Here is a 22,529-nt window from a genome sequence, read left to right as displayed (position 1 = left end):
CCTCCCCCTAGCGAACCAGGTCATGATTGAAATCGGTCACGCCCATGATCCGGGTCTCTTCATCGAGACGGTCTAGGACGGCATTGACAATGGTCGTGACCAGATACATCGCCCCTTCATAGCCGAGCGTCGTCATGCGGTGCAAATGATGGCGATCGAAGATCGGGAAACCGATCCGGATGAGCGGGACCTCAAATGCCTTCCCCTTATGCAGGGTATCGCGTTGGATAAACTTGCCGTAGCTATTACCGATCAAGAAATCCGGTTTGTCGGTAAAACACAGGCTGCGCAAATGCCAGAGATCTGCACCTGGATAGATCTTGGCATTGACGCCATAAGGTGAAGACTCAAGAAGCTTTTTCATCGCCTTCTCCCAGCGTTTGGAGCTATTGTGGCAGACGATGTGGGTCGGTTCGACCCCAAGCTCGAGCAAAAACTTGGTCAGGCCTAGGGTGAAATCTGGATCACCATACAATGCCATCCGCTTACCATGGAGCCAGGCATGGCTGTCGGTCATCATATCGATCAATCGGCCCCGCTCCTTGGCGAGCGACTCCGGGATGGGCTTACCGGTCAGCTCTGAGACCTTCATCAGGAATTCATCGGTCCAGTCGACGCCCATCGGGATATTGAGCTTAGGGATGTCATGATTCCAGGTGTTTTCGATGAATTTCCTGGTCTTTTCCAAGCTGAGCGGCTGGAGCAGAAAGGTCGTGATTGCGTTTGGTGCCTCACGGATCGCCTCCATTTTGGTGCCGCCGGCATACATGCGATATTCGCCATCGGCCGGGGTATCGAGCACTTCCTCGGGATCGGAGAGCAGCGTAAAGTCTACATCCATTTCGCGCAGATAGCGCTTGATGAGGCGATAGTTACCGAGATAGGTCTCAAACCCAGGGATGATATTGATCTTGGGACTTTTGCCTGGATGTTTATCCTCCATCGCATTGAGCGTGAAATAGCGCAAAATGCCTTCTTCCATATTATCCCAGCCGGTGATATGGCTGCCGACAAATGATGGTGTATGGGCGAATGGCACTGGGAAGTCGGCTGGGATATGCCCCTCCTTTTTGGCATTGTTGATAAAGGCATTGAGGTCATCACCAATGACCTCGGCCATACAGGTCGTCGAGACAGCGATCATCTCAGGCTTGTAGAGGGCCTTGGCATTCTCTAGCCCTTCGAAAAGATTTTTTTGTCCGCCGAATACGGCTGCATCCTCAGTCATCGAATCTGAGACACAGGCGATCGGCTCTTTGAAATGACGGTTAAAATAAGTACGGAAGTAAGCGACACACCCTTGGGAGCCATGGACATAAGGCAGGGTTTTTTCAAAACCGAGCGCACACAAGACTGCGCCTAATGGCTGACAGGCCTTGGCCGGGTTGATGGTCAATGCCTCACGCTTGAAATTGAGTTCTTGATATTCCTGGGTCGTCGTCCAGTCGAAGATCTCCTGGATCTTTGCTTGAGGATGGCCTTCTTCAAATTGGACCCGCTTGTTGGCAAAACTCTCCTGATAGTCCATTCCACAAAATAACGGATAACAGGGATTGATCTTTTCTAATGTCTGACTCATGTCGCTACTCCAGCCGCGCCGCCCATCTGCGGACAACGACCACTATTATGATTGAATGATACCTGGGTGATACCCTGAAGATCACCTCAAGCCGCTTTTAGCCATGGTGCCTTGAGTTTAGACCAGGAGGGATTATTGAGTGTCATGTCCATATCTCGAGCAAAGATGGCAAATCCATCATAGCCATGATAAGGACCAGAATAATCCCAGGAATGCATCTGGCGGAACGGGATCCCCATCTTCTGGAAGATATATTTTTCCTTGATCCCAGATCCGATCAGGTCGGGCCGCAAACGCTTGACGAATTCTTCTAGCTCGTAGGCAGTGACATCATCATAAAGTAGGGTCGAATCCTTGACCTCCTTGATGGTGCGATCATAGTCATCGTTATGGGCAAACTCATAACCAGTACCAATCACATCCATCCCAAGATCTTCATAGGCACCCACGACGTGACGTGGGCGTAACCCGCCTACATAGAGCATGACCTTCTTGCCCTCAAGCCTCGGTCTGTATTTGGCAATGATGGCCTCCATCAGCGGGGTATATTTGGCAATGACTCGCTCTGCGCCTTCTTTGATGCGATCATCGAAATGCGCCGCGATCTTGCGCAGTGATTCGGCGATCTTGGTAGGTCCAAAGAGATTGTACTCGATCCAAGGGATGCCATATTTCTCCTCCATGTGCCTGGTGATATAGTTGATCGAGCGATAGCAGTGTACGAGATTCAACTTGACCTTGGATCCCAGCTCCATCTCTGGCAAGGTGCCATCACCTGACCACATGGCTACCACACGTAGGCCCATCTCTTCGAATAGGATTCGCGAGGCCCAGGCATCACCGCCGATATTGTAATCACCGAGGATCGCGACATCGTAGGGTGTGCCTTGGAACGAATGATCACCATCCCGTTTGTGCAATACCCAGTCACGGATGGTATCATTGGCGATGTGATGACCCAAGGATTGCGAGACCCCTCGGAATCCTTCGCAGCGTACCGGCACGATGGTTTTATTGCTCTTGGCCGCCATCTTTTTGGCTACAGATTCGATGTCGTCGCCGATCAACCCGATCGGGCACTCAGACTGAATCGTGATCCCTTTATTGAGCGGGAAGAGCATCTCGATCTCTTCGATGAGCTTGGAAAGCTTCTTGTCACCACCGAATACGATATCCCGCTCTTGGAAATCCGAGGTGAAGTTCATCTCGCTGAAGGTATCGATACCGGTATGTCCGACATAATAGTTGCGTCGCCCAGCACGCGAATACTGACCGCAACCCACGGGTCCGTGTGAGATATGGATCATATCCTTGATCGGACCCCAGACTACACCGCGCGATCCGGCATAGGCACAACCGCGGATGGTCATCACTCCAGGTAATGATTTGCGGTTGGAGACGATGCACTTTTTGGATTGTTCGAGCGAATGATCATTGACCGCGAGATGCTTGGCACGGTCTTTTTTCGCCTTTTCTGGATAGACCTCTAGGACCTCCTGAATGAGCTGCTGAACCTCGTCGCGATTCATGTTCATCGTAACCATCTGATATACCTCTCAAGCGACCTCGGCCGTTTTGCTCTTGCCAATAATGGATTCGTCTTCCTTCTCGATAACGCCAAACTCCATCAGCAGATCCTCGAGCTCGTCCATCTCGAGCGGGGTGGGAATCACCAGCTTTTTGTTGTTAATGACCTTCTGCGCCAGGGCGCGATATTCATCGGCCTGGTTGCAGGTTGGGTCATACTCGATCACTGTCATACGCCGGATCTCAGCGTGCTGCACCACGTTGTCGCGCGGTACGAAATGGATCATCTGGGTACCGAGGCGAGCGGCCAGCGCCTCGATCAGCTCGTCTTCGCGATCGACCTTGCGGCTGTTGCAGATCAGACCGGCCAGACGGACACCACCGGAATTGGCATACTTGACGATACCCTTGGCAATGTTATTGGCCGCATACATGGCCATCATCTCGCCCGAGACGACGATATAGATCTCCTGGGCCTTGTTTTCGCGGATCGGCATGGCAAAGCCACCGCAGACGACGTCGCCGAGCACGTCGTAGAAAACGAAATCGAGATCTTCCTCATAGGCGCCTTCCTCCTCGAGAAAGTTGATCGCAGTGATCACCCCGCGACCGGCACACCCGACACCCGGCTCAGGTCCGCCGGATTCGACGCACTTGACCCCGCCGAAGCCGACCTGCAACACATCCTCGAGCTCGAGGTCTTCGACCGACCCCGCCTCGGCGGCCAGGTGCATGACCGTGGTCTGGGCCTTGCTGTGCAAGATCAGACGGGTCGAATCGGCCTTGGGGTCGCAGCCGACGATCATCACCTTTTGGTTTGCCTCGGCCAGGGCCGCGACCAGGTTTTGGGTCGTGGTGGATTTACCGATACCGCCCTTGCCATAGATGGCGCATTGACGCAGCTTTGCCATGAGATTGCCTCTAGGATGAAAAAACGGATGAGGATCCTGGGCACGATGCCCTTCATCTGATAGACAAGGCGCGTGCCAAAGCAGCGTTTTGAACTTAAGATACTGATTAGTAAAATATATTTTTGAGGTAGACCCTTACCTGGCTGCCAAGGAGCTCTGTCGCATGTCCGACAAGACACCTGAACCTTCGCTCCCCGCCTGGGCGCGGCTGCCGATCAATCGCTGCAACCTGCCAGCAGTGATCCTGGGCGGGCTCAGCTTTCAGCGCCACCCGAGCACCCTGCAGCTTGATGGCGTGCGCGAGCTCCATCTTGGGCTCTTTGAGTGGCTCGATGCCTTGGAGGATCGAGCGGCGCGGGCGCACGCCTTCGCGGCTGCCCTGGAGGCCCATTTTTGTCTGGGGCGTTTAGAGGAGGCGGGACTAGAGAGGGGCAAGGGTCGGCGGGCCAAGGCCAATTGGTTGCGGGTCCTACGCGGTTGGCATTTCGATGCCGACAGTCGCGAGGGGGCGGTGCTCAAGGGTTGGGTCGAGTCGCGTTTCGGTTTGGTACCCCGTTTTCATGGCGAACCCTTACGCGATTTCACTGGCCATGCCTGGCGACGCTATGAGGCCATGCGCGCGGCGGGGCTCTCTGGCACCAATGCCTTGGAGTCGCAACTCGATCTGCTCTATACCTATTGCCAGTACGAATATGCTCGCGCCGGTCTGCAAGAAGGGCAGGTCGTCCTGTATCGCGGGGTCAATCGGCTCGATGGACACGAGGTGCTCAGCGCGCGCGGCAAGGAGCAGGTGGTCCTGTTGAACAACATCAATTCCTTTACCACGAGCCGCGAACGGGCAGGGGAGTTTGGGGACTATATCCTGAGCGCCTCGATCCCATCCGCCAAGGTCTTCTTCCATGCCGAGCTCTTGCCCGGGGTACTCAGAGGCGAGGGTGAGCATCTGGTCATCGGCGGGGTCTATGCGGTACGGATCGAGACCCTATGACCCCGGTGCCAAGGCAAGCAGGGCCTGCGCCTGACCCCGGCAGCTGGTGGCGATGCGGGGATCCAAGGCCTGCTGCCAACCTCTAGGGATGGCGTCTAGGCCATAGAGCGCCCCGGCCAGCATGCCGGCGATCGCCCCCGTGGTATCGGCATCGCCGCCGCGGTTGACCACGTCGATCAAGCACTCCTCGAAGTCGCTGGTATCGAGTAGCGCCTGTAAGACCGCCTGGAGGGTCTCGACTACCCAACCGCTCGGATTGTCGCGCCGATGTGGACGTAGGGCGCAGTAGGGGTGAAGTTGGATAAAGGGTTGGATCTCGGTCCGATAGAGCTGGGGGAGCGATCGACCGCGCAGCGCGGCCTGGAGCAGGCGGACGAGCAACAGACAGACGGCATCCGAGACGGGATTGTTGTGGGTGACATGGGCCTGATCGAGGACCGCTTGCGCAACGGTCGCTGGGTCGCACCCGAGGGTCGCCAGGGCGACGGGCAAGACGCGCATGGCCGCGCCATTGCCGGCATCGTGTTCGGAGGGCGGTGCGACCGGGTGTCCGGTACGGCGGAAGGCGAGCAGGTTGCGCCGGATCGTATTGCCGATGTCTACCGGCTTGCTGCGCATCCAGGCCTCGAAGGCCTGCGCGCAGGCCAGGGGTTCCACGCGCCCGTCCGCAGTGAGGATGGCCGCGCCCAGTGCCAATGACAGGCTGGTGTCGTCGGTGACCTGACCGGGTTTGAGCCTCAACCAGCCGCCACCGATGAGCTCACGATGTACCCCCTGGCTTGCCGCAAACTGGACGCGGATCTCGTGGGGGGTCATGAACTCGACCGTGGCCCCGAGCGCGTCCCCGATCGCCAGCCCCAGATAGGCCGCCTCGGCCCGCTCAGCGACTGGGATATTCGATGAGGAGGTCCTCATCACGGATCACCATCTGACAGGCGAGCCGCCATTCATTGGGGGCAATGTCATCGAGCGCCATGCGGTCGATCTCGGTCTGGGTGATCTTGCCCAGCTCTTTGAGTACCCTGACCTCGCGCTCGGTGAGCGGATTGGCCAAGGGCGGGGTTTGAGTGTCGATCCGCCACACCTTGACGAGACAGGTACCGCATTCGCCATTGCCGCAGCCAAAGTCGATCGGGATGTGATGCTCCTTGGCCAGCTCCAGGATGGTCTGGCGGTGACTCCCGGCAACGGCATAGACGGTCTTGTCTTTGTGCAGTGGGCTCGAAAAGGTGATGGTCGGCATGGAGACTCCTTAAAAGAACGCTTCAAATAGGTTTGACGACGATCTCCCCGCCTAGAACCTGGGCCTGGCAGGCGAGACGGTGGTGACGCGGTGCCAGATGCTCTTTGAGCACCTGATCTTCGAGCACCGAGGGTTGGTCGAGGTATGCATGCCCCGAGATGATCCGGGTGAGACAGGTGCCGCATTCGCCTTCGCGGCACCCATAGACGATGCCAGCGCCGACCAATTCCGAGATCTCGATCAGGCGGGTTCCGGCAGGGACCGTGATCGTCACCCCGACATCCTCGAAGGTGACCTTGGCCTTGGGCATGGAGATTCCTCCGTGTTGGTCAGTGGGGGACTTAAGCCACCTTAGAAACGGTTGCGGATCTGGTGCCGGGGCCGCGCCACTGCATCTCGTGCCAGACGGCACGGCAGGCCTGCTCGATCGGCTCGCCTGGATGCTCGCTGTTGGGCTGGATGCCGGCGGCGACCAACAGTTGCCAAGGCGCATGGCCGATCTTGGCACAGAGCACGACCTCGCAACCGTCTAGGGCGCGGATGATCGGTTCCAGGGTATCCGCGGATTCACCGCACGCCGCTTCGCCCTGGCAGGAACGACCGGTTTGGCGCAGGCCAACCATACGGATGCCACTTTCATCCACCTCATAGATGAGGAACTCAGAGGCCTGGCCGAAGTGTCCGCTGATGCGTCCCTTGTGCGCCGTTACGGCCATCAGGATCGGACGATGTGGACCGGATCTCGGTCGCGATTCTCGTAACCTGCGGAACAGATGCTGTTCGGCATCGACCTGGGCGCGAAAGGCGGCACGGCGGGCCCGAGCGGCTTCGAGCAGCTCAGGGGTTAGGGTCATGGACTCGACCCGATCGAGCTCGAACTCGGCACGCCGATCTTCATCCAAAGTCCCCACGGCATCGGCCCGGCACTGTTGGCAATGGCGCATCAGACGCATGTCGCCGGCACAGGCGGCCTGAACCGCCTTGAGCTCTTCTGGGGTCGGTCCGCGCTGGCCGGTCAGGCCATAGTAGGTCCCATGCTCGGGCTCAGCGATCAGCGGCATGATGTTGTGGATAAAGGCGCCCTTGGCCCGGATGACCTGGGAGACGGTCGGGAGGTGGGTGTCATTGACCCCGGGGATCAGCACTGAGTTGACCTTGACCAGAATACCCCGCGCGATCAGTTGCTCGAGACCGCGCTGTTGCCGCTCGATCAGGATCTCGGATGCTGTACGCCCATGGATCCGCTTGCCTCTCCATAGGATCCAGGGATAGATCGCCGCCCCGATCTCCGGATCGAGACAATTGATCGTGAGCGTGACGTGCGTGATGTTGTATCTGAGGAGGGCGTCGATATGGTCGAGCACCCCCAGGCCATTGGTCGAGAGACACAGCTTGAGATCCGGGGCCTGTTCGGCCAGTCTTTGAAAGGTGGCCAAGGTGCGTTTTGGGCTGGCGAGCGGATCACCAGGCCCGGCGACCCCAACCACGGCCAGTTGCGGGAGCGCGGCGCCGACGACCAGGGCCTTTTTGACCGCCTGTTCGGGTTTGAGCACCTGTGAGACCACACCGGGGCGGGACTCGTTGGCACAGTCATATTTGCGATTGCAGTAATGGCACTGGATATTACAGGCGGGCGCAACCGGCAGATGGATGCGCGCGAAGCGATGATGGGCTGTCTCCGAGTAGCAGGGGTGGTCATCGATCGACGGGTGGTGCCTGTCCATCGGGCTGGCACAACCGCTGGTTCGACAACCGCTCTCTTGAATCAAGGTCTTGGAACACTGGACCACAAGGCATCTCCAGCCAGTTGACGCGATGCATTGCCTTGCTCAAAACTCGTGCCAACACTTAAGCCTTTGATCTATAAAGACTGATTAAAGGGTTGCCCCTGAACTGGTCGGTAATGCAACACAGGTCTGGCCCTTAGGAGATGATTTGTCGCAAACGCGACAGACCTGGGCGATCGGGTGCGGCAGGCGGTAAACGGTCAGCGTTTATTAACCCGGCCCTTAAAAAGGCTGGGTCAATAAGTTATTGATTTCATTTTCCAACTCACCCTAGGGAAACGCTGAATAAATCGCGTATCTCTCAATCGCGGCTGAAGCCGCTCCTACAAAATCAATGGGTTACGGGAAAAGGTGTTGCCACGAATGGAATAAATCAAGCGTTTCCCTCGCCCTCCCCCGCACGGGGAGAGAGGATTTAACCAGCGCTTCCTTAACGGGTCGCGCGCACTTGGAGTTGGTCTAGACTTGAATGTCGATGCCAGACTGGAGTCCCAATGGGGCGTTGCAACTCGGATGGTGTAGGGAAACAACAATGAGAGGGTCGCAACCATTCTGCGGTGAGCGTGTCTGGTCGCGATGGCTGAGGTGGTCGATGCTCTTCGTCTCGCTCTGGGTGGGGGTGAGCGCGGACGCCACAGCCGCGACCGAGAGGCGTGTCGCCTGGGTGATCGAACTGACCGGCGCCATCGGACCGGCCAGCGCCACCTATGTCGAGGACGCGATCGCCGCCGCCCAGTCCGAGGGGGTCGAGCTGCTGATCCTGCGTCTGGACACGCCGGGCGGACTCGACGCCGCGATGCGTTCGATCGTCAAGTCGATCACGGCCAGCGCGGTCCCGATCGTCGGCTATGTCGCCCCCACAGGTGCGCGGGCGGCGAGCGCCGGCACTTACATCCTCTATGCCTGTCCGATCGCGGCCATGGCCCCAGGGACCAATCTGGGCGCGGCGACCCCAGTCCAGATCGGCGGCGTTCCGACCTCCGACCCAGTCCCCCCGCCGGACCAGGCGCCTGCGTCGAGCCAGGACGAGACGCTGCCCGCTGGTGGTGACGCGGCGGGGCGCAAGGCCATCAATGATGCCGCTGCCTATCTGCGTGGACTGGCCACACTGCATGGGCGCAACGCCGACTGGGCCGAACAGGCGGTGCGTGCAGGCGCCAGTCTGGCGGCCGAGGAGGCGTTGGGGATCGGTGTCATCGATCTGATCGCACCCACTCTGGAAGGGCTGTTGCAAGCCATCGATGGCCGCCGGGTGCGTCTCCAGCACGGCGAGCGTCGCCTGGACACCCGAGACCTCGAGCTCGTCCCGCATCCACCGCGCTGGTCAGTGCGTCTGCTCGCCATCCTCAGTGACCCCAGTGTCGCCTATATCCTATTGCTGGTCGGGATCTATGGCCTGATCTATGAATTCGCCAATCCAGGTGCGGTCCTGCCCGGTACCCTGGGTGCCCTAAGCCTGTTACTGGCGCTCTACGCCTTTCAGCTCCTGCCGGTCAACTATGCCGGCCTGGCGCTGATCGGGCTAGGGCTGCTCCTTATGGTCGCCGAGGTGCTCTCGCCGAGCTTCGGTGGTCTGGGTCTGGGTGGGATCGCGGCCTTCATCCTCGGCTCGCTGATCCTGATCGATGCCGAGGCGCCGGGCTTTGAGATCTCGCTCTCGCTCATCCTCGGCTTGGCCATCACCAGCGCCTTGGTGCTGTCCCTGATCGTCGGATTGGCGCTCCAGGCCCATCGACGTCCGGTGGTGAGCGGGGGGCCGGGGTTGATCGGGGCGGTGGGCGAGGCCGTCGCGGGTTTTCCAGGGAGCGGTCGCGTCCGGCTGCAGGGTGAGGTCTGGTCGGCCCGTTCCGAGGGGCCGATCCCGGCTGGCACCCAGGTCCGGGTCAAAGGGCGCGAGGGCCTGACGCTCCTGGTCGAACCGGTGCAAAAGGCCTAATCCACAGCGGCCAGCGACGCCCGTATCTGGCCTTATTAATCCGGCCCCAAAATACCTTTCCTGTGGTCTTTTGGGGCGACGTCTAGGTGCCCGGTCCAGGCCCGGCCTGGGCTTTAAGCGGCTTCATTGCCGCGCCAGGGCCTCCAGACCCCGGATGAACCCGGCCTGTTTAAGGGGCGGATTCATAAACCCTGACTCAAACGGAGATCATGAAGATGACCATTCAAATCATCGCTACCATGCTGGTGTTGGTGCTCGCCGGCGTGCTGGCCTGCATCCGCATCCTGCCCGAATACACGCGCGGGGTCATCTTCACGCTCGGACGCTTCACGGGCGTGAAAGGTCCAGGGCTGATCCTGGTGATTCCAGGGATCCAGGTCATGGTGCGGGTGGACCTGCGGGTGCAGGTGATGGATGTCCCCAGTCAGGATGTGATCTCGCGCGACAATGTGTCGGTGAAGGTCAATGCCGTGGTCTATTTCCGGGTGATCGATCCCGAGAAGTCGATCATCCAGGTCGAGGACTATCGCATCGCCACCAGTCAGCTCGCGCAGACGACCCTGCGCTCGGTGCTCGGTCAGCACGAACTCGACGAGATGCTCGCCGAGCGCGACAAGCTCAATGATGACATCCGCCGCATCCTGGACGCCCAGACCGATGCCTGGGGCATCAAGGTCTCAAACGTCGAGATCAAGCATGTGGATCTCGACGAATCCATGATCCGCGCCATCGCCCGTCAGGCCGAGGCCGAGCGCGCACGCCGCGCCAAGGTCATCCATGCCGAGGGCGAGCAGCAGGCGGCCGAGAAACTGATGGAGGCGGCGCGGATCCTGTCGGCCCAGCCCCAGGCGATGCAGCTCCGCTTCCTGGAGACCCTGACCGCCGTCGCCGGGGATCGGACCTCGACCATCGTCTTCCCGCTGCCGGTCGACCTCATTGAGCCGTTGTTCAAAAAGCTGGAGTCGTGAATTGGCTCAATCCGAGGCCAGTTTGAGCCCGAGGATGCCGACGACGATCAGTCCGACGAAAAAGGCGCGCGCCAGCGTGGCCGGTTCGTCGAAGATCAGGATACCGAGCACGAAGGTACCGACGGCGCCGATGCCGGTCCAGACCGCATAGGCGGTCCCGATCGGGATGTTCTTCTGGGCGACCATGAGCAAGACACCGCTGGCGATCATGCAGAGCGCGGCAAACAGGATCCAGCCCCAATGCAGACCGCTGTCGGTCAGTCCCAGCTTGAGTCCAACCGGCCAGCCCCATTCACAGAGACCAGCAAAGAACAGATAGACCCAGGCCATCAGGAGGCGGGGCGCGAGGTGGTCACAGGCCCTGGGGCGCAGCGCGATAGGCATTCGAGGTGTTGGGTTCGACAGAGGCTCAGATCTTCGCCCAGGCAGGCCATGGACTGGGGGGGCTGCGGCTCGGGCGCTGTATTGGAAGCTGGTCTGTCGTCCTTGAGGTGTTGCGCCTGCTCTTGGCAGAACTGTTCACGCTTCCGCTGACGCCCCTCGCATTGGGCCCTGATCATGTCGCAATTGGCGGCACAGGCCGTCTCTGGCGTGGCGGGTGAGGTGTCCGGCCTGGGGTTAAGCAAAGGTAGCTGACAGCCGGCTGCCAGCAGGGCCAGGGCAAGGAGCGAAGCTCTGACAAGGGGTGTGCGTTTGGGCCTAGGGGTCACGACTCCATCTCCCGTATGACACAAGAATTATCACTCTACCACAGCCTGCCTAGCGTACCGCCAGCACCAGCAAGGCTACGAACAGCACGACGGCACCGAGCGGCAGGATGACTGCTGGCCAATCGCCCTTTTGGGCCTTGGGGCCATGTTCCTGCCAGTGTCTGTAGACTGGCCACAGCAAGAACAGCATCATCCCAAACAGGAGTGCAGCGATGATCTTCAACAGGAGTTCCATGATGGACCTCGGCGATTGAATCGAAACGAAAGCCCCGGCGCGGGGCCGGGGCTGGGTGGGGGCGAGGGGTCTGTGGACGCCCTGATCGATGGATCAGTCGTCACTGCCCATGATGCCGAGGATCTGCAACAGACTGATGAAGATGTTGAAGATACTCAGATACAGACCATAGGTGGCGAGGATATAGTTGGTCTCCTCACCCCGGGCGATGCGGCTGGTATCGAACAGGATGAAGCCGCTCATCAGCAGGATGATCACCGAGGCGATGGCCAGCGACAATGCCGGCATCTGCAGGAAGAGGTTGGCGATGATCGCGAGCATGACCACCATCATGCCAGCAAAGATGAAGCCACCGATGAAGCTGAAGTCACGCCTGCTCGTGAGCGCATAGCCCGACAGGCCCAAGAAGATCGCCGCCGTGCCGCCGAAGGCCAGGCCCACGGTCTGCGCTCCGTGCGGCAGGGCCAGATACAGGGTCAGGATGGCGCCGAGCCCGAAGCCGAGCAGACCTGTGATCAGAAAGATCACCCCGATGCCCGCGGACGAGTTGGCGGTACGCGGCAACACAAAGATACCCAGCACCATGGAGGCGATGACCGAGGCCAGATAGACCCAGGAGGGTACGGCCAACACGATCGAGAGCATGGCGGTCAGGGCACTGAAACCGAGTGTGGCCGACAGCAGCAGATAGGTGTTTTTGAGTACCTTATTGGTCGCGATCACCGAATCGGTGGTCTTGACGAAGGAAAGACCCGGATTGGCCATGTTGAGATTCACTCCTGTCATGCTAACAGTGGGTTAGAAATACAAAGGTTGCCGGTCTTGAGACACGGCGACGGGGTTGGAGTTCCAGAAGCATACCGGACCCGCGCCTGGGCGCAAATCCTCGTCGGACCTTAACTGGGCTTTCGTGACCCAGTGCGCGACAGGCCTTGGCCTTCAGGCCGAGGAAGGATCGCGTGGACGGCGCAGCCGTCCTACAATGATGTTGTCGCCGATACCCAAGGCGACTTCCGGCGGGGCACGCCGGAAGTCACGCCTGTGGAGAGACGAGCAGCGGTTGCGCACTCGGCCCAGGAACCCACCGAAGCGACTTTAAGGTGTGGCTCAATGCCGCGCCTTAAAGCGCCGTAGGAATCTCCGGACGGAAGGCCGGGGAGGATGTCAACTTATGGCCATCGAGATCGAACGCAAGTTTCTGGTCGTCGGCGAGGCCTGGCGCGACCAGGTCGAGGACGAGACGCGCCTCGTCCAGGGTTATCTGACCGAGGATGCGCATATCACCGTGCGCGTGCGCATCCGGGGTGATACGGCCTGGCTGAGCCTTAAGGGCAAGACCCAGGGTATCTGCCGACTGGAGTTCGAATATCCGATCCCGATCGACGATGCCGAGACCCTGCTGCGCGAACTGGCTGTCTCGCCACTGATCGAGAAGACTCGCTATCGCGTGCGCCACGCGGGGCATCTCTGGGAGCTGGACGTCTTTGCCGGTGCCAATGCCGGCCTGGTGTTGGCCGAGCTGGAGCTAAAGGACCTGGACGAGACGTTCGTTCGACCTGACTGGCTCGGGGCCGAGGTCTCAAATGATCCGCGTTATTTCAACGTCAACCTTGCCCGGCATCCCTATTGTGACTGGTCCTGACTCAATGTGTGGCGTCCTCTGTGCTTGAGCGGCCTCCAAGACAAGCTAGACGATCTGCTGATGGTCCTGTGTAGGCCCAAAGCGCACCGCTGGGCAGTGCAGGCGTGGCTCAGGTTGGAGGCCTGACTGGGTCGATGCCCTTGTGCGGGATAAAGAGCCCACAGCCGAGCGTGCGATACGGTCCCAGCCCTTCGCGCTGGAGCCGCATCGACTCTTCGCGCGTCAATCCGGCGAGCATGAGGGCACGGGTATGGATTGGGCCGGCAGGCGTATACAGGGATGTGGTCTTACCGCAGAGGGCCTTGCGCATGCGGATGTCGAGCGCACCGAGCGCACGCGCGGCGGCCTCGAGAAAACGCGACTCGTTGGCGAACGCCTCGGCATCGCCGCTCGAATCCGCCGCCAGATAACGGGTGAAGATCGTCGTCTCCTGGCTCAGTGGCCTTGGCTTGGCCGCGCCGATCGTCAAGGGCTGACCCCCGACCTCGATGCGCTGACCCTGGAGCCGCGCGACCAGATCGTCCGCCCGCGCGCTGGGGACGCGAATCCTCAGCTTGGTGCGGCGCGAGACCATGATCAGCGCCTCAGGCGAGTGCTCGGGCCGCTCCCAGCCATTCTGGGATCCGGCGACATGGATCGTGTGCACGCCAAGATGCGGCTCCTCGTCGAACCAGGGCACCAAGGCGCGCAGAGCGCTTGACAGCGCGTAGGCATGATCGACTGGTAGACACTTGCAGTCGATGGTAAAGAGCAGATCGACGATGTCGTCCAGCAGCGGGGCTTCGGTCGGGTCGTCTTCGTTCCAGAACATTGGTCGGCTGGAATCCTTAAGGGGGCGGGTGATGGATCAATAGGGCAGACGTCGCTGGAGCGCCTCGCGGTCAAACCACCAGTCGTCCTGGACCAGCACATCGACGATATTGCGCAGTCGCACGAGGAACTTCTCGGGTTCTTTCAGCTCCAACCGATCCATCCAGCGATCCAGTTGCTCAGGGGTCTCGACCCGGCTATGCCGGCGCGCCACCGTGCCGAGCAACTGGGTGGCGAAGAACATCAGGTCCTCGCGATGACGCCCCTGGGCACGCACATCGGCCAGGAACAGCGCCGTGGTCGCTGCCACCGCCGCGCCGTCGGCGTCGTCCGGGGTCTCGTCGATCACATGCTTGAGCAGCTCGATGGTCAACTCGGGATCGATGGGACAGGTGACGGCCAGCCAGATCCCCTGACCGAGCGCGGCGACCGAGCCGGGCTGATCGGCCTGGAACAGCACGTCGCAGGCATCGGCGGCGGACTCGAATTGATCCCATTCGATGAAGTGATCAAAGGCCGCGCGTGCCAGCGGCCAGGCCTCGGCGCCGCGTTCTAGACCGACCAGGGTGCGCGCGACCTGCAAGCGCAAATCGGCCAGTTCATGCGCCGAACCACTGCTGTGCTCAATGGCCGCGAGCCGCTCCTTGAGCACCTGAAGATGCGACTCCAATGCCGCAAACTCACTGCCGGCGTTGAAGACGGAATCAGCGGCGGTATCCGGCAGGCGGATGGTCAGGGGGTCGAATGACTTCATGGTGTTCATGTCCGGAAAAACTCTGCTGGTCGTTAAGATGGAATTCAGCGCAGCAGGCCGCTGAAGGCGGCCTCGAGTCGGTCTTCCCAGTTCTCCGGTGTGTCCGGATAGGGTGGCTTGACGTCCATGCGGAAAAACCGCTCGCCGGAACGTGCCACGGCCTGGACGAGGGGGATGAGTTCGTCGAAGGATTCGATGTCTTGGTTGGCAACCAGGATTTCACTAAGCCTGAGCATCTGTGTGTCCGTGTGAATCAAAGGGTTCGGAATACGCCCGTCGTCGGCGTCTGCCCGAGACCTGTACGTCAGCCGTCAGCCTCCAGCGATCTGCTTCCAGCAATGAAGGCGCTTTGCCCGGAAGCGTTCGGCTGAAAGCCAAAGGCTTCTGAAGAATGTGCAGGCACGCGAAACCGAAAACAACCATGCCCTGACCGCCGAAACAAGATACCCAGGTCCGAATCGGCCCGATGGGCGGTTGAGATTTAGAAAGCGTTAATATTAGAGTTTATTGACTGAGTGGTGGGCCGACCTGTAGGCTCTTTGCAAAGCCAGTCGCCAAAGCGGATGGCGTTCGAGGCGGACGCCAGGCGCCAGTGGATATCTCGAAGGGGATAGAGGTCTGAGGGCCTATCTCCCCCGATCGTGGAATGGGCGCGCATTCCATCCCTGAGTATATTAGCGATCGCCGATTGGTTTGAGGGCCGGCTCGATCGGTTTTCCGAGCGTGTCGGTTCCGTCGGCGCCACGCTTAAGACCTCACGCGCCGCAGGGTTCTGCGATCGCGGCCGTGGTCGTCTTGTGCGAGCGCCCAAGCCTTAGATCCGTTTCTGGTTATCATCGATTAGGAGAGACCGCGCAATGGCTATCGACAAGCACGCCACCCCGATGCTCGACCAGCTCGAGACCGGTCCCTGGCCTAGCTTCATCTCCGGTATCAAGCGTCTGCGCGACCAGCATCCGGACCCGCGCATCAATGCCGTAAACAACGATCTGCTCGGTCAGCTCGAACACTCCTATGAGACCCGCAAGGGCTATTGGAAGGGGGGCACCGTATCGGTGTACGGTTACGGCGGCGGCATCATCCCGCGCTTCTCCGAGGTCGGGAAGGTGTTCCCGGCCTCTAAGGAATTCCATACCCTGCGCGTCCAGCCGCCGGCGGGCAACCACTACACCACCGCCATGCTGCGCCAGTTGGCCGATAGCTGGGAGAAGTACGGTTCGGGCCTGATCACCTTCCACGGTCAGACCGGCAACATCATGTTCATTGGCGCCACCACCGAGAACACCCAGCCCTTCTTTGACGAGATCAACTCCTATGGCTGGGACCTGGGCGGCGCCGGTCCCTGCGTGCGCACTGCCATGTCCTGCGTCGGGGCAGCGCGCTGCGAGATGTCTTGCACCAATGAGCTCAAGGCCCATCGGAGGCTGGTCAACAACTTCGTCGATGACGTGCATCGCCCGGCGCTGCCTTACAAGTTCAAATTCAAGATCTCAGGCTGTCCCAACGACTGCCAGAACGCCATCGAGCGTTCGGACTTTGCCATTCTTGGCACCTGGCGCGACGACATGAAGGTCGATCAGGCCGAGGTCAAGGCCTACATCGCCGAGAAGGGGCGGCAGTACTACATCGACAATGTCATCACCCGCTGCCCGACCAAGGCCCTGTCGCTCAACGATGACGACACCCTGACCGTCAACAACCGCGACTGTGTGCGCTGTATGCACTGTCTGAATGTCATGCCCAAGGCGCTGCATCCCGGCGACGACAAGGGTGTGACCATCCTGATCGGCGGCAAGCGCACCCTCAAGATCGGCGATCTCATGGGTACCGTGATCGTGCCCTTCAAAAAGCTGGAGACCGAAGAAGATTACGACTCCCTGGTCGAGCTGGCCGAGACCATCATCGATTTTTGGGCCGAGAACGGCCTGGAGCACGAGCGCTGCGGCGAGATGATCGAGCGCATCGGCCTGGCCAACTTCCTGGAGGGTATTGGCATCGATCCGGATCCGAACATGTTGAGCCACCCACGTCAGAGCTCCTACGTCCGTATGGATGGCTGGGATCAGGCGGCCGAGGAGTGGTTTGCGCGTCGGGCCGAGGCCGGGCGCTGAAGCGGCATCGATCGCAGCCTCATTCCCAAGAATCGAAACACTGGAGGATCAGTCCATGGCGGAAATGCGTGAGCCCATCGAGTCCGGCTGTCCGGACCCCTGGCAGTATATGCATCCGGTGATGCGCAAGAATTTCGGCATGTGGAAGTACCATGAGCATCCGCGTCCGGGTGTGCTGCTGCATGTGGCCTACAGCGGCGACAAGATCTGGACGGTCAAGGCCGGCACCCAGCGCATCCTCGATGTCTTCACCCTGCGCAAGCTGTGCGACATCGGTGATGAGTTTGCCGAAGGCTATGTCCACTTCACCATCCGCTCGAACATCGAGTATCTGGTGAGCGACGAGTCTAAGGTCCAACCGTTGATCGATGCCCTGGAGGCGGCCGGATTCGTGGTCGGCGGCACCCAGAACTCGGTGGCCATGATCTCGCACACCCAGGGCTGGCTGCACTGCGACATCCCAGGCACCGACGCCTCGGGTGTGGTCAAGGCGATGATGGACGAGCTCATCGACGAGTTCCGCAACGCCCGCATGCCCAACCGGGTGCACATCACCACCTCCTGCTGCCAGATCAACTGCGGCGGTCAGGGCGACATCGCGATCAATGTCCAGCACACCAAGCCGCCGAAGATCAACCATGATCTGGTGGCCAATGTCTGCGAACGGCCTGCGGTCGTGGCGCGCTGTCCGGTGGCCGCCATCCGCCCGGCATTGGTCAACGGCAAGCCGTCGCTGGAGGTCGATGAGCGCAAGTGCATCTGCTGCGGCGCCTGCTATCCGCCCTGTCCGCCGATGCAGATCAACGATCCCGAACACACCAAGCTCGCGATCTGGGTTGGTGGCAACCACTCCAATGCGCGTGGCAAACCGACCTTCCAGAAGTTGGTCGCTGCAGGCATCCCCAATAATCCGCCGCGTTGGCCCGAGGCCACGGCCATCGTCAAGCGCATCCTCAAGGCCTACAAGGAAGGTGCGAAGGACTGGGAGCGCATCAATGAGTGGATCGAGCGCATCGGCTGGCCGCGCTTCTTCGAGGAGGTCGAGCTGCCCTTCACCAAGTATCACATCGATACCTGGCGCGGTGCGCGCGCGAGCTTCAACAGCTCGTCTTACATTCGGTTCTGACACTCAGGCAACAGTCAGCCCCTTCCCCCGCTAAAGGGGAAGGGCTTTCAGGGCGGTTGCTCGACTGGGCACTGAAAACTCTATTCCGAGGTCTACATGAAGTTTGCGCTTCAGATCAACGAGGGGCCGTATCAGCATCAGGCGTCCGACTCGGCCTATCACTTCGCCAAGGCCGCGCTGGAGAAGGGTCATGAGATCTTCCGGGTCTTTTTCTATCACGATGGTGTCAACAACTCGACCCGTCTGACCACGCCGCCACAGGATGATCGTCATATCGTCAACCGCTGGGCGGAGCTGGCCGAGCGATACGATCTAGATATGGTCGTCTGTGTCGCCGCCGCGCAACGGCGCGGGATCGTCGATGAGGGCGAGATGGCCCGCAACGGCAAGGACGCGACCAACATCCATCCCAGATTCCGCATCTCCGGGCTCGGACAATTGGTCGAGGCGGCGATCCAGGCCGACCGTCTCGTCGTCTTCGGTGACTGAAGGGAGCGCCATCATGTCGGAAGTCGTGAAGAAATTCATGTACCTCAATCGCAAGGCCCCCTACGGCACCATCTACGCCTGGGAGGCGCTGGAGGTCGTGCTCATTGGTGCTGCCTTCGATCAGGACGTATGTGTCATGTTCATCGACGATGGTGTCTATCAGCTCACCAAGGGCCAGGACACCAAGGGCATCGGGATGAAGAACTTCTCCCCGACCTATCGCACCCTGGGCGACTACGAGGTGCGGCGCGTCTATGTCGATCGCGACTCGCTGGAGGCGCGCGGACTGACCCCAGACGACCTGATCGAGATCCCCTTCGAAGACCCGGAGACCGAGGAGGAGATCGACAATATCGTCGAGGTCATCGATTCAGCCCGCGTGAGCGCACTGATGAACGAGTCCGATGTGATCTTCAGCTTCTAAGGGGGGTGAAATGAGCATTCTGCATACCGTCAACAAGTCACCCTTCGAGCGCAATTCGCTAGAATCCTGCCTGAAGTTTGCCGCCGAGGGCGCGAGTGTCCTGTTGTTTGAGGACGGTGTCTATGCCGCGCTGGCGGGGACCAGCATCGAGTCCCAGGTGACCGCGGCGCTCGGCAAGCTCAAGCTGTACGTGCTCGGCCCCGATCTCAAGGCACGGGGGTTTAGTGACGAGCGCGTCATCCCAGGGATCAGGATCCTGGACTATGCCGGTTTCGTCGATCTGGCGGCCGAGTGTGACAAGGTCCAGGCCTGGTTGTAAGTTTTTAACTGAAACGAACTCAGATACGAACTCAAGATAGAGGAGCATCCCCAATGGCGGATACCATCGAGGTCAATGGCAAGCAATTACCCGTGGATGAAGAAGGCTATCTGGTCAACCTCAACGATTGGGAGCCAGAGGTCGCCCGGGTCATGGCCAAGCAGGACAACCTGGAGCTGACCGATGAGCACTGGGACATCATCAACTTCCTGCGCGAGTACTACGAGGAGTATCAGATCGCTCCCGCCGTGCGGGTCCTGACCAAGGCCGTCGGTAAGAAGCTCGGCAAAGACAAGGGCAACAGCAAGTATCTTTATGGCCTCTTCCCCTATGGCCCAGCCAAGCAGGCGTGCCGCTTCGCCGGCCTGCCCAAGCCGACCGGCTGCGTCTAAAGAAAGCCTTAGCCGCCAGTCTCCAGCAGCTTCCAGCAATAAAGGCCCTCTGGCTGGAAGCTGGCGGCTGAAAGCTGGCCGCTTACGAGCGGTCGGCGCGCGGTTTACTTGAACTGCCGACGCGCCGGATCCCATCAAGTTCTACCGAGGGTGCGGAAACATGGCGTTTCTGACGAGCTTCTATGCCTTCCTGTTCTATTTCGCCGCCTTTGTGCTCGTGGCCGGCCTGGCTCGCAAGATCATTCAGTATGCCCGCACCCCCGCGCCGCTGAAGATCCCGACCACCCCGGCGCCGACGACACGCACGGGTGTCGTCTTCAGGATGATGCGTGAGGTCGTCCTGTTCGAGAGCCTGTTTCGCGGCAACAAGTGGACCTGGATCTTCGGTTGGATGTTCCATTTCGGTCTCTTCCTCGTCACCTTGCGTCATCTGCGCTATTTCATCGAGCCGGTGTGGTTCCCGATCCAGCTCATCCAGCCGTTTGGCATCTATGGTGGCATCGCCATGGTCCTGGGGTTGATCGGGCTCTGGGCGCGGCGCTTTCTGGTCGATCGCGTCAAGTACATCACCGCGCCCTCGGACCATCTGATCCTGGGGCTGCTGGTGGCCATCGGCTGTACCGGACTGCTGATGAAGTTCGCCTTTCACGTCGATGTGGTCGAGATCAAGCACTTCTTCCAGGGGCTCTACAGCTATAACATCCAGCCACTGCCGGCCGATCCGCTGCTCTTGCTGCATCTGTTTCTGGTGGCTGTGCTGATGATCATCTTCCCTTACAGCAAGCTGCTACATGCGCCCGGGCTCTTCTTCAGCCCGACGCGCAACCAGGTCGACAACCCGCGCGAAAGGCGTCACATCGCACCCTGGGCCAGGGAGCTCGAACAGTCATGAACCCCATGACTCAAGAGCCCCAGTCGTCTCCTTCAATAGAGGTTGATCCATGGCCAAGGCAACGTTCGAAGTCCCAGCCCTGACCCAATACACTGAGGTTCCGCCTGTTACGCCCGGGGCCATGGCGCATAGCGCCCCCTTTAAGTCGCGCGAAGAATTTCAGATTCCGCTCGGCTTCCCTGGCGAGCTGGTCGAGGATTGGCAGACCAAGGCCATCGCCAAGATGGGCGAGCTACTGGGCAAGTACCGCTCGCTGCGCGTCTACATGGACGCCTGCGTCAAGTGCGGCGCCTGCACCGACAAGTGCCATTATTTTCTCGGCACCGGCGATCCGAAAAACATGCCGGTCGGACGTCAAGACCTGATGCGCAAGGTCTATCGGCGTTACTTTACCCTGGCCGGCAAGCTGTTTCCCAAGCTGGTTGGGGCCGAGGACCTCACCGAGGAGGTGCTCAACGACTGGTATAGCTACTTTCATCAGTGCTCGCAGTGCCGGCGCTGCTCGGTGTTCTGTCCCTATGGCATCGACACCGCCGAGATCTCCATGGCCGCACGCGAGATCATGGACTCGATCGGCGTGGGCCAGAAGTACTGCAACGAGATCATCGGCAAGGTCTACAGGATCGGTAACAATCTGGGTCTGCCGGGGCCGGCGCTCAAGGACACCCTCGAAGGTCTGGAAGAGGACGTCTATGACAACACTGGCGTGCGGGTGAAGTATCCCATCGATCAGGTCGGCGCCGAGATCCTGCTCGTGACCCCCTCGGCCGACTTCTTCGCCGAGCCGCATGTCGATGGACTGGTCGGCTATGGCAAGGTGTTCCACGAGGCCGGTGTCTCCTGGACCCTGAGCTCCTATGCCTCCGAGGCGGCCAACTTCGGCATGTTCATCGGCTCCTATGCCAACATGCGTCGGCTGGCTCAGCGTATCCGTGAGGCGGCCATCCAGCTCAAGGTCAAGCGCATCGTCTTCGGCGAGTGCGGTCATGCCTGGCGTGTGGCCTATTCCTTCCTCAACACCCTGGCCGGTCCCTGGGACTTCCTCGACCCGCGCTATCCGGTGCCGCAGCACATCTGCGAGTTCACCTATGACCTGATCCAGCAGGGAAGGCTCAAGTTCGACAAGAGCGAGAACGACGAGAAGGTCCTGACCTTCCACGATTCCTGCAATGTGGCGCGCGCCTCGCGCATGGGGGACACCCCGGGCGGTCAGTTTGAGATCCCGCGCGCCATCATCCGCGCGACCTGCAACCACTTCTACGACATGGACGAAGAGACCATTCGCGACCGCACCTTCTGTTGTGGCGGCGGTGGTGGGCTTCTGACCGATGATCTGATGGAACTGCGCGTCAAGGGCGCCAAGCCGCGACTCGACGCGCTCAACAACGTGATGCAGGAGAAGGGTGTGACGCACATGGCCGCCATCTGCGCCATCTGTAAAAGTCAGTTCACCAAGGTGCTGCCCTATTACGGCCTGGAGATGGATCAGATCGTCAGCCTCCATCAGCTCGTCTCCAACGCCATCGTGCTCACACCCGGGCCGGATGACGACGAAGATGAGGACGAGGACGAAGACGATATGCCGGACCTGGACGATCCGAACGAAGAAGAAACAGACGAGGCGGCCTGACCGGGGCTAGCGCAACCTGATACAAACCCCCTGATCCCCGCGTCAGGGTTTAACTG

General features: G+C 60.1%; 25 protein-coding genes. 12 read left to right on the top strand and 13 right to left on the bottom strand.

Annotation, left to right across the window (positions count from 1 at the left end; translation table 11 throughout):
- Positions 1-7: 7 nt before the first annotated feature.
- From nifK to nifH, 3 genes are all read right to left on the bottom strand, one after another.
- Entirely contained in the window at positions 8-1,579 is a 1,572-nt protein-coding gene (gene nifK / locus E6P07_RS09475) for a nitrogenase molybdenum-iron protein subunit beta (protein ID WP_153975377.1), read from the bottom strand.
- Positions 1,580-1,665: 86 nt separating this feature from the next.
- Positions 1,666-3,108, bottom strand: a complete 1,443-nt coding sequence (gene nifD / locus E6P07_RS09470; RefSeq protein WP_153975376.1) for a nitrogenase molybdenum-iron protein alpha chain — start codon at positions 3,106-3,108, stop codon at positions 1,666-1,668.
- 27 nt (positions 3,109-3,135) lie between these two features.
- Positions 3,136-4,017 (bottom strand): nitrogenase iron protein, encoded by an 882-nt coding sequence (gene nifH, locus E6P07_RS09465; protein ID WP_153975375.1) that lies wholly within the window; start codon positions 4,015-4,017, stop codon positions 3,136-3,138.
- 163 nt (positions 4,018-4,180) lie between these two features.
- Here nifH and E6P07_RS09460 point away from each other — a divergent pair, with 163 nt between their 5' ends.
- A complete protein-coding gene (locus E6P07_RS09460; RefSeq protein ID WP_153975374.1) occupies positions 4,181-5,005 on the top strand; it encodes an NAD(+)--dinitrogen-reductase ADP-D-ribosyltransferase in 825 nt (274 codons plus the stop codon).
- Here the strand turns inward: E6P07_RS09460 and draG are convergent.
- The 4 genes from draG to nifB are packed head-to-tail and all read right to left on the bottom strand — an operon-like array spanning position 5,000 to position 7,972.
- Positions 5,000-5,920 (bottom strand): ADP-ribosyl-[dinitrogen reductase] hydrolase, encoded by a 921-nt coding sequence (draG, locus tag E6P07_RS09455; RefSeq protein ID WP_153975373.1) that lies wholly within the window; start codon positions 5,918-5,920, stop codon positions 5,000-5,002. The two genes, E6P07_RS09460 and draG, sit on opposite strands and share 6 nt — an antisense overlap.
- Positions 5,886-6,248: a 2Fe-2S iron-sulfur cluster-binding protein gene (locus tag E6P07_RS09450; RefSeq protein ID WP_153975372.1), complete on the bottom strand. Its 363-nt coding sequence runs from the start codon at positions 6,246-6,248 to the stop codon at positions 5,886-5,888. Before E6P07_RS09450 ends, draG begins: the two co-directional genes overlap by 35 nt.
- A 22-nt stretch (positions 6,249-6,270) precedes the next feature.
- Complete coding sequence (locus E6P07_RS09445) at positions 6,271-6,558, bottom strand: 2Fe-2S iron-sulfur cluster-binding protein (protein WP_153975371.1); 288 nt, start codon at positions 6,556-6,558, stop codon at positions 6,271-6,273.
- 31 nt (positions 6,559-6,589) lie between these two features.
- Positions 6,590-7,972: a nitrogenase cofactor biosynthesis protein NifB gene (gene nifB, locus E6P07_RS09440; RefSeq protein ID WP_153975370.1), complete on the bottom strand. Its 1,383-nt coding sequence runs from the start codon at positions 7,970-7,972 to the stop codon at positions 6,590-6,592.
- Between the two features lie 655 nt (positions 7,973-8,627).
- On the opposite strand from nifB, the gene E6P07_RS09435 reads away from it, so the two are divergent.
- Positions 8,628-9,971: an NfeD family protein gene (locus E6P07_RS09435; protein WP_153975369.1), complete on the top strand. Its 1,344-nt coding sequence runs from the start codon at positions 8,628-8,630 to the stop codon at positions 9,969-9,971.
- Positions 9,972-10,186: 215 nt separating this feature from the next.
- A complete protein-coding gene (locus E6P07_RS09430) occupies positions 10,187-10,939 on the top strand; it encodes a slipin family protein (RefSeq protein ID WP_425505129.1) in 753 nt (250 codons plus the stop codon).
- A 6-nt stretch (positions 10,940-10,945) separates the two neighbouring features.
- Here E6P07_RS09430 and E6P07_RS09425 read toward each other — a convergent pair whose 3' ends face one another.
- The 3 genes from E6P07_RS09425 to E6P07_RS09415 all read right to left on the bottom strand — a co-directional run bounded on the left by E6P07_RS09425 (position 10,946) and on the right by E6P07_RS09415 (position 12,649).
- Positions 10,946-11,269: a DMT family transporter gene (locus tag E6P07_RS09425; protein WP_153976200.1), complete on the bottom strand. Its 324-nt coding sequence runs from the start codon at positions 11,267-11,269 to the stop codon at positions 10,946-10,948.
- Positions 11,270-11,698: 429 nt separating this feature from the next.
- A complete protein-coding gene (locus E6P07_RS09420; protein ID WP_153975367.1) occupies positions 11,699-11,884 on the bottom strand; it encodes a hypothetical protein in 186 nt (61 codons plus the stop codon).
- Positions 11,885-11,977: 93 nt separating this feature from the next.
- On the bottom strand, positions 11,978-12,649 hold the full coding sequence (locus E6P07_RS09415) for a Bax inhibitor-1/YccA family protein (RefSeq protein WP_153975366.1): 672 nt from the start codon (positions 12,647-12,649) through the stop codon (positions 11,978-11,980).
- A 406-nt stretch (positions 12,650-13,055) separates the two neighbouring features.
- Between E6P07_RS09415 and E6P07_RS09410 the strand changes: the two genes are divergently transcribed.
- Positions 13,056-13,526: a CYTH domain-containing protein gene (locus tag E6P07_RS09410; protein WP_153975365.1), complete on the top strand. Its 471-nt coding sequence runs from the start codon at positions 13,056-13,058 to the stop codon at positions 13,524-13,526.
- A 109-nt stretch (positions 13,527-13,635) separates the two neighbouring features.
- Here E6P07_RS09410 and cas6 read toward each other — a convergent pair whose 3' ends face one another.
- The 3 genes from cas6 to E6P07_RS09395 are packed head-to-tail and all read right to left on the bottom strand — an operon-like array spanning position 13,636 to position 15,326.
- On the bottom strand, positions 13,636-14,337 hold the full coding sequence (gene cas6, locus E6P07_RS09405) for a type I-MYXAN CRISPR-associated protein Cas6/Cmx6 (protein ID WP_153975364.1): 702 nt from the start codon (positions 14,335-14,337) through the stop codon (positions 13,636-13,638).
- Positions 14,338-14,373: 36 nt separating this feature from the next.
- Positions 14,374-15,090, bottom strand: a complete 717-nt coding sequence (locus E6P07_RS09400; protein ID WP_170286797.1) for a hypothetical protein — start codon at positions 15,088-15,090, stop codon at positions 14,374-14,376.
- Positions 15,091-15,134: 44 nt separating this feature from the next.
- The gene (locus E6P07_RS09395; protein WP_153975362.1) at positions 15,135-15,326 is read right to left on the bottom strand and encodes a sulfur relay protein DsrC; all 192 of its coding nucleotides are present in this window, start codon (positions 15,324-15,326) and stop codon (positions 15,135-15,137) included.
- 621 nt (positions 15,327-15,947) lie between these two features.
- Between E6P07_RS09395 and dsrA the strand changes: the two genes are divergently transcribed.
- From dsrA to dsrK, 8 genes are all read left to right on the top strand, one after another.
- Positions 15,948-17,201, top strand: coding sequence for a dissimilatory-type sulfite reductase subunit alpha (dsrA, locus tag E6P07_RS09390; protein WP_153975361.1), 1,254 nt, complete (start codon positions 15,948-15,950; stop codon positions 17,199-17,201).
- Between the two features lie 55 nt (positions 17,202-17,256).
- Positions 17,257-18,327 (top strand): dissimilatory-type sulfite reductase subunit beta, encoded by a 1,071-nt coding sequence (gene dsrB, locus E6P07_RS09385; protein ID WP_153975360.1) that lies wholly within the window; start codon positions 17,257-17,259, stop codon positions 18,325-18,327.
- Between the two features lie 96 nt (positions 18,328-18,423).
- Positions 18,424-18,816 (top strand): sulfurtransferase complex subunit TusD, encoded by a 393-nt coding sequence (gene tusD / locus E6P07_RS09380; RefSeq protein WP_153975359.1) that lies wholly within the window; start codon positions 18,424-18,426, stop codon positions 18,814-18,816.
- Between the two features lie 13 nt (positions 18,817-18,829).
- Positions 18,830-19,240 carry a sulfurtransferase complex subunit TusC gene (gene tusC, locus E6P07_RS09375; protein WP_153975358.1) on the top strand — a complete coding sequence of 137 codons (411 nt, stop codon included), beginning with the start codon at positions 18,830-18,832 and terminating at the stop codon, positions 19,238-19,240.
- A gap of 10 nt (positions 19,241-19,250) precedes the next feature.
- On the top strand, positions 19,251-19,559 hold the full coding sequence (gene tusB / locus E6P07_RS09370) for a sulfurtransferase complex subunit TusB (RefSeq protein ID WP_153975357.1): 309 nt from the start codon (positions 19,251-19,253) through the stop codon (positions 19,557-19,559).
- A gap of 53 nt (positions 19,560-19,612) precedes the next feature.
- Positions 19,613-19,951 (top strand): TusE/DsrC/DsvC family sulfur relay protein, encoded by a 339-nt coding sequence (locus E6P07_RS09365; RefSeq protein WP_153975356.1) that lies wholly within the window; start codon positions 19,613-19,615, stop codon positions 19,949-19,951.
- 160 nt (positions 19,952-20,111) lie between these two features.
- Positions 20,112-20,843 carry a respiratory nitrate reductase subunit gamma gene (locus E6P07_RS09360; protein ID WP_153975355.1) on the top strand — a complete coding sequence of 244 codons (732 nt, stop codon included), beginning with the start codon at positions 20,112-20,114 and terminating at the stop codon, positions 20,841-20,843.
- Between the two features lie 49 nt (positions 20,844-20,892).
- Positions 20,893-22,473, top strand: a complete 1,581-nt coding sequence (dsrK, locus tag E6P07_RS09355) for a sulfate reduction electron transfer complex DsrMKJOP subunit DsrK (RefSeq protein ID WP_153975354.1) — start codon at positions 20,893-20,895, stop codon at positions 22,471-22,473.
- Positions 22,474-22,529: the final 56 nt, after the last annotated feature.

The organism is Thermochromatium tepidum ATCC 43061 (assembly GCF_009664085.1).
Lineage (GTDB): Bacteria > Pseudomonadota > Gammaproteobacteria > Chromatiales > Chromatiaceae > Thermochromatium > Thermochromatium tepidum.
Note: the sequence above shows the minus strand (reverse complement) of the source record. Positions and strands in the feature narration are given on the sequence as shown.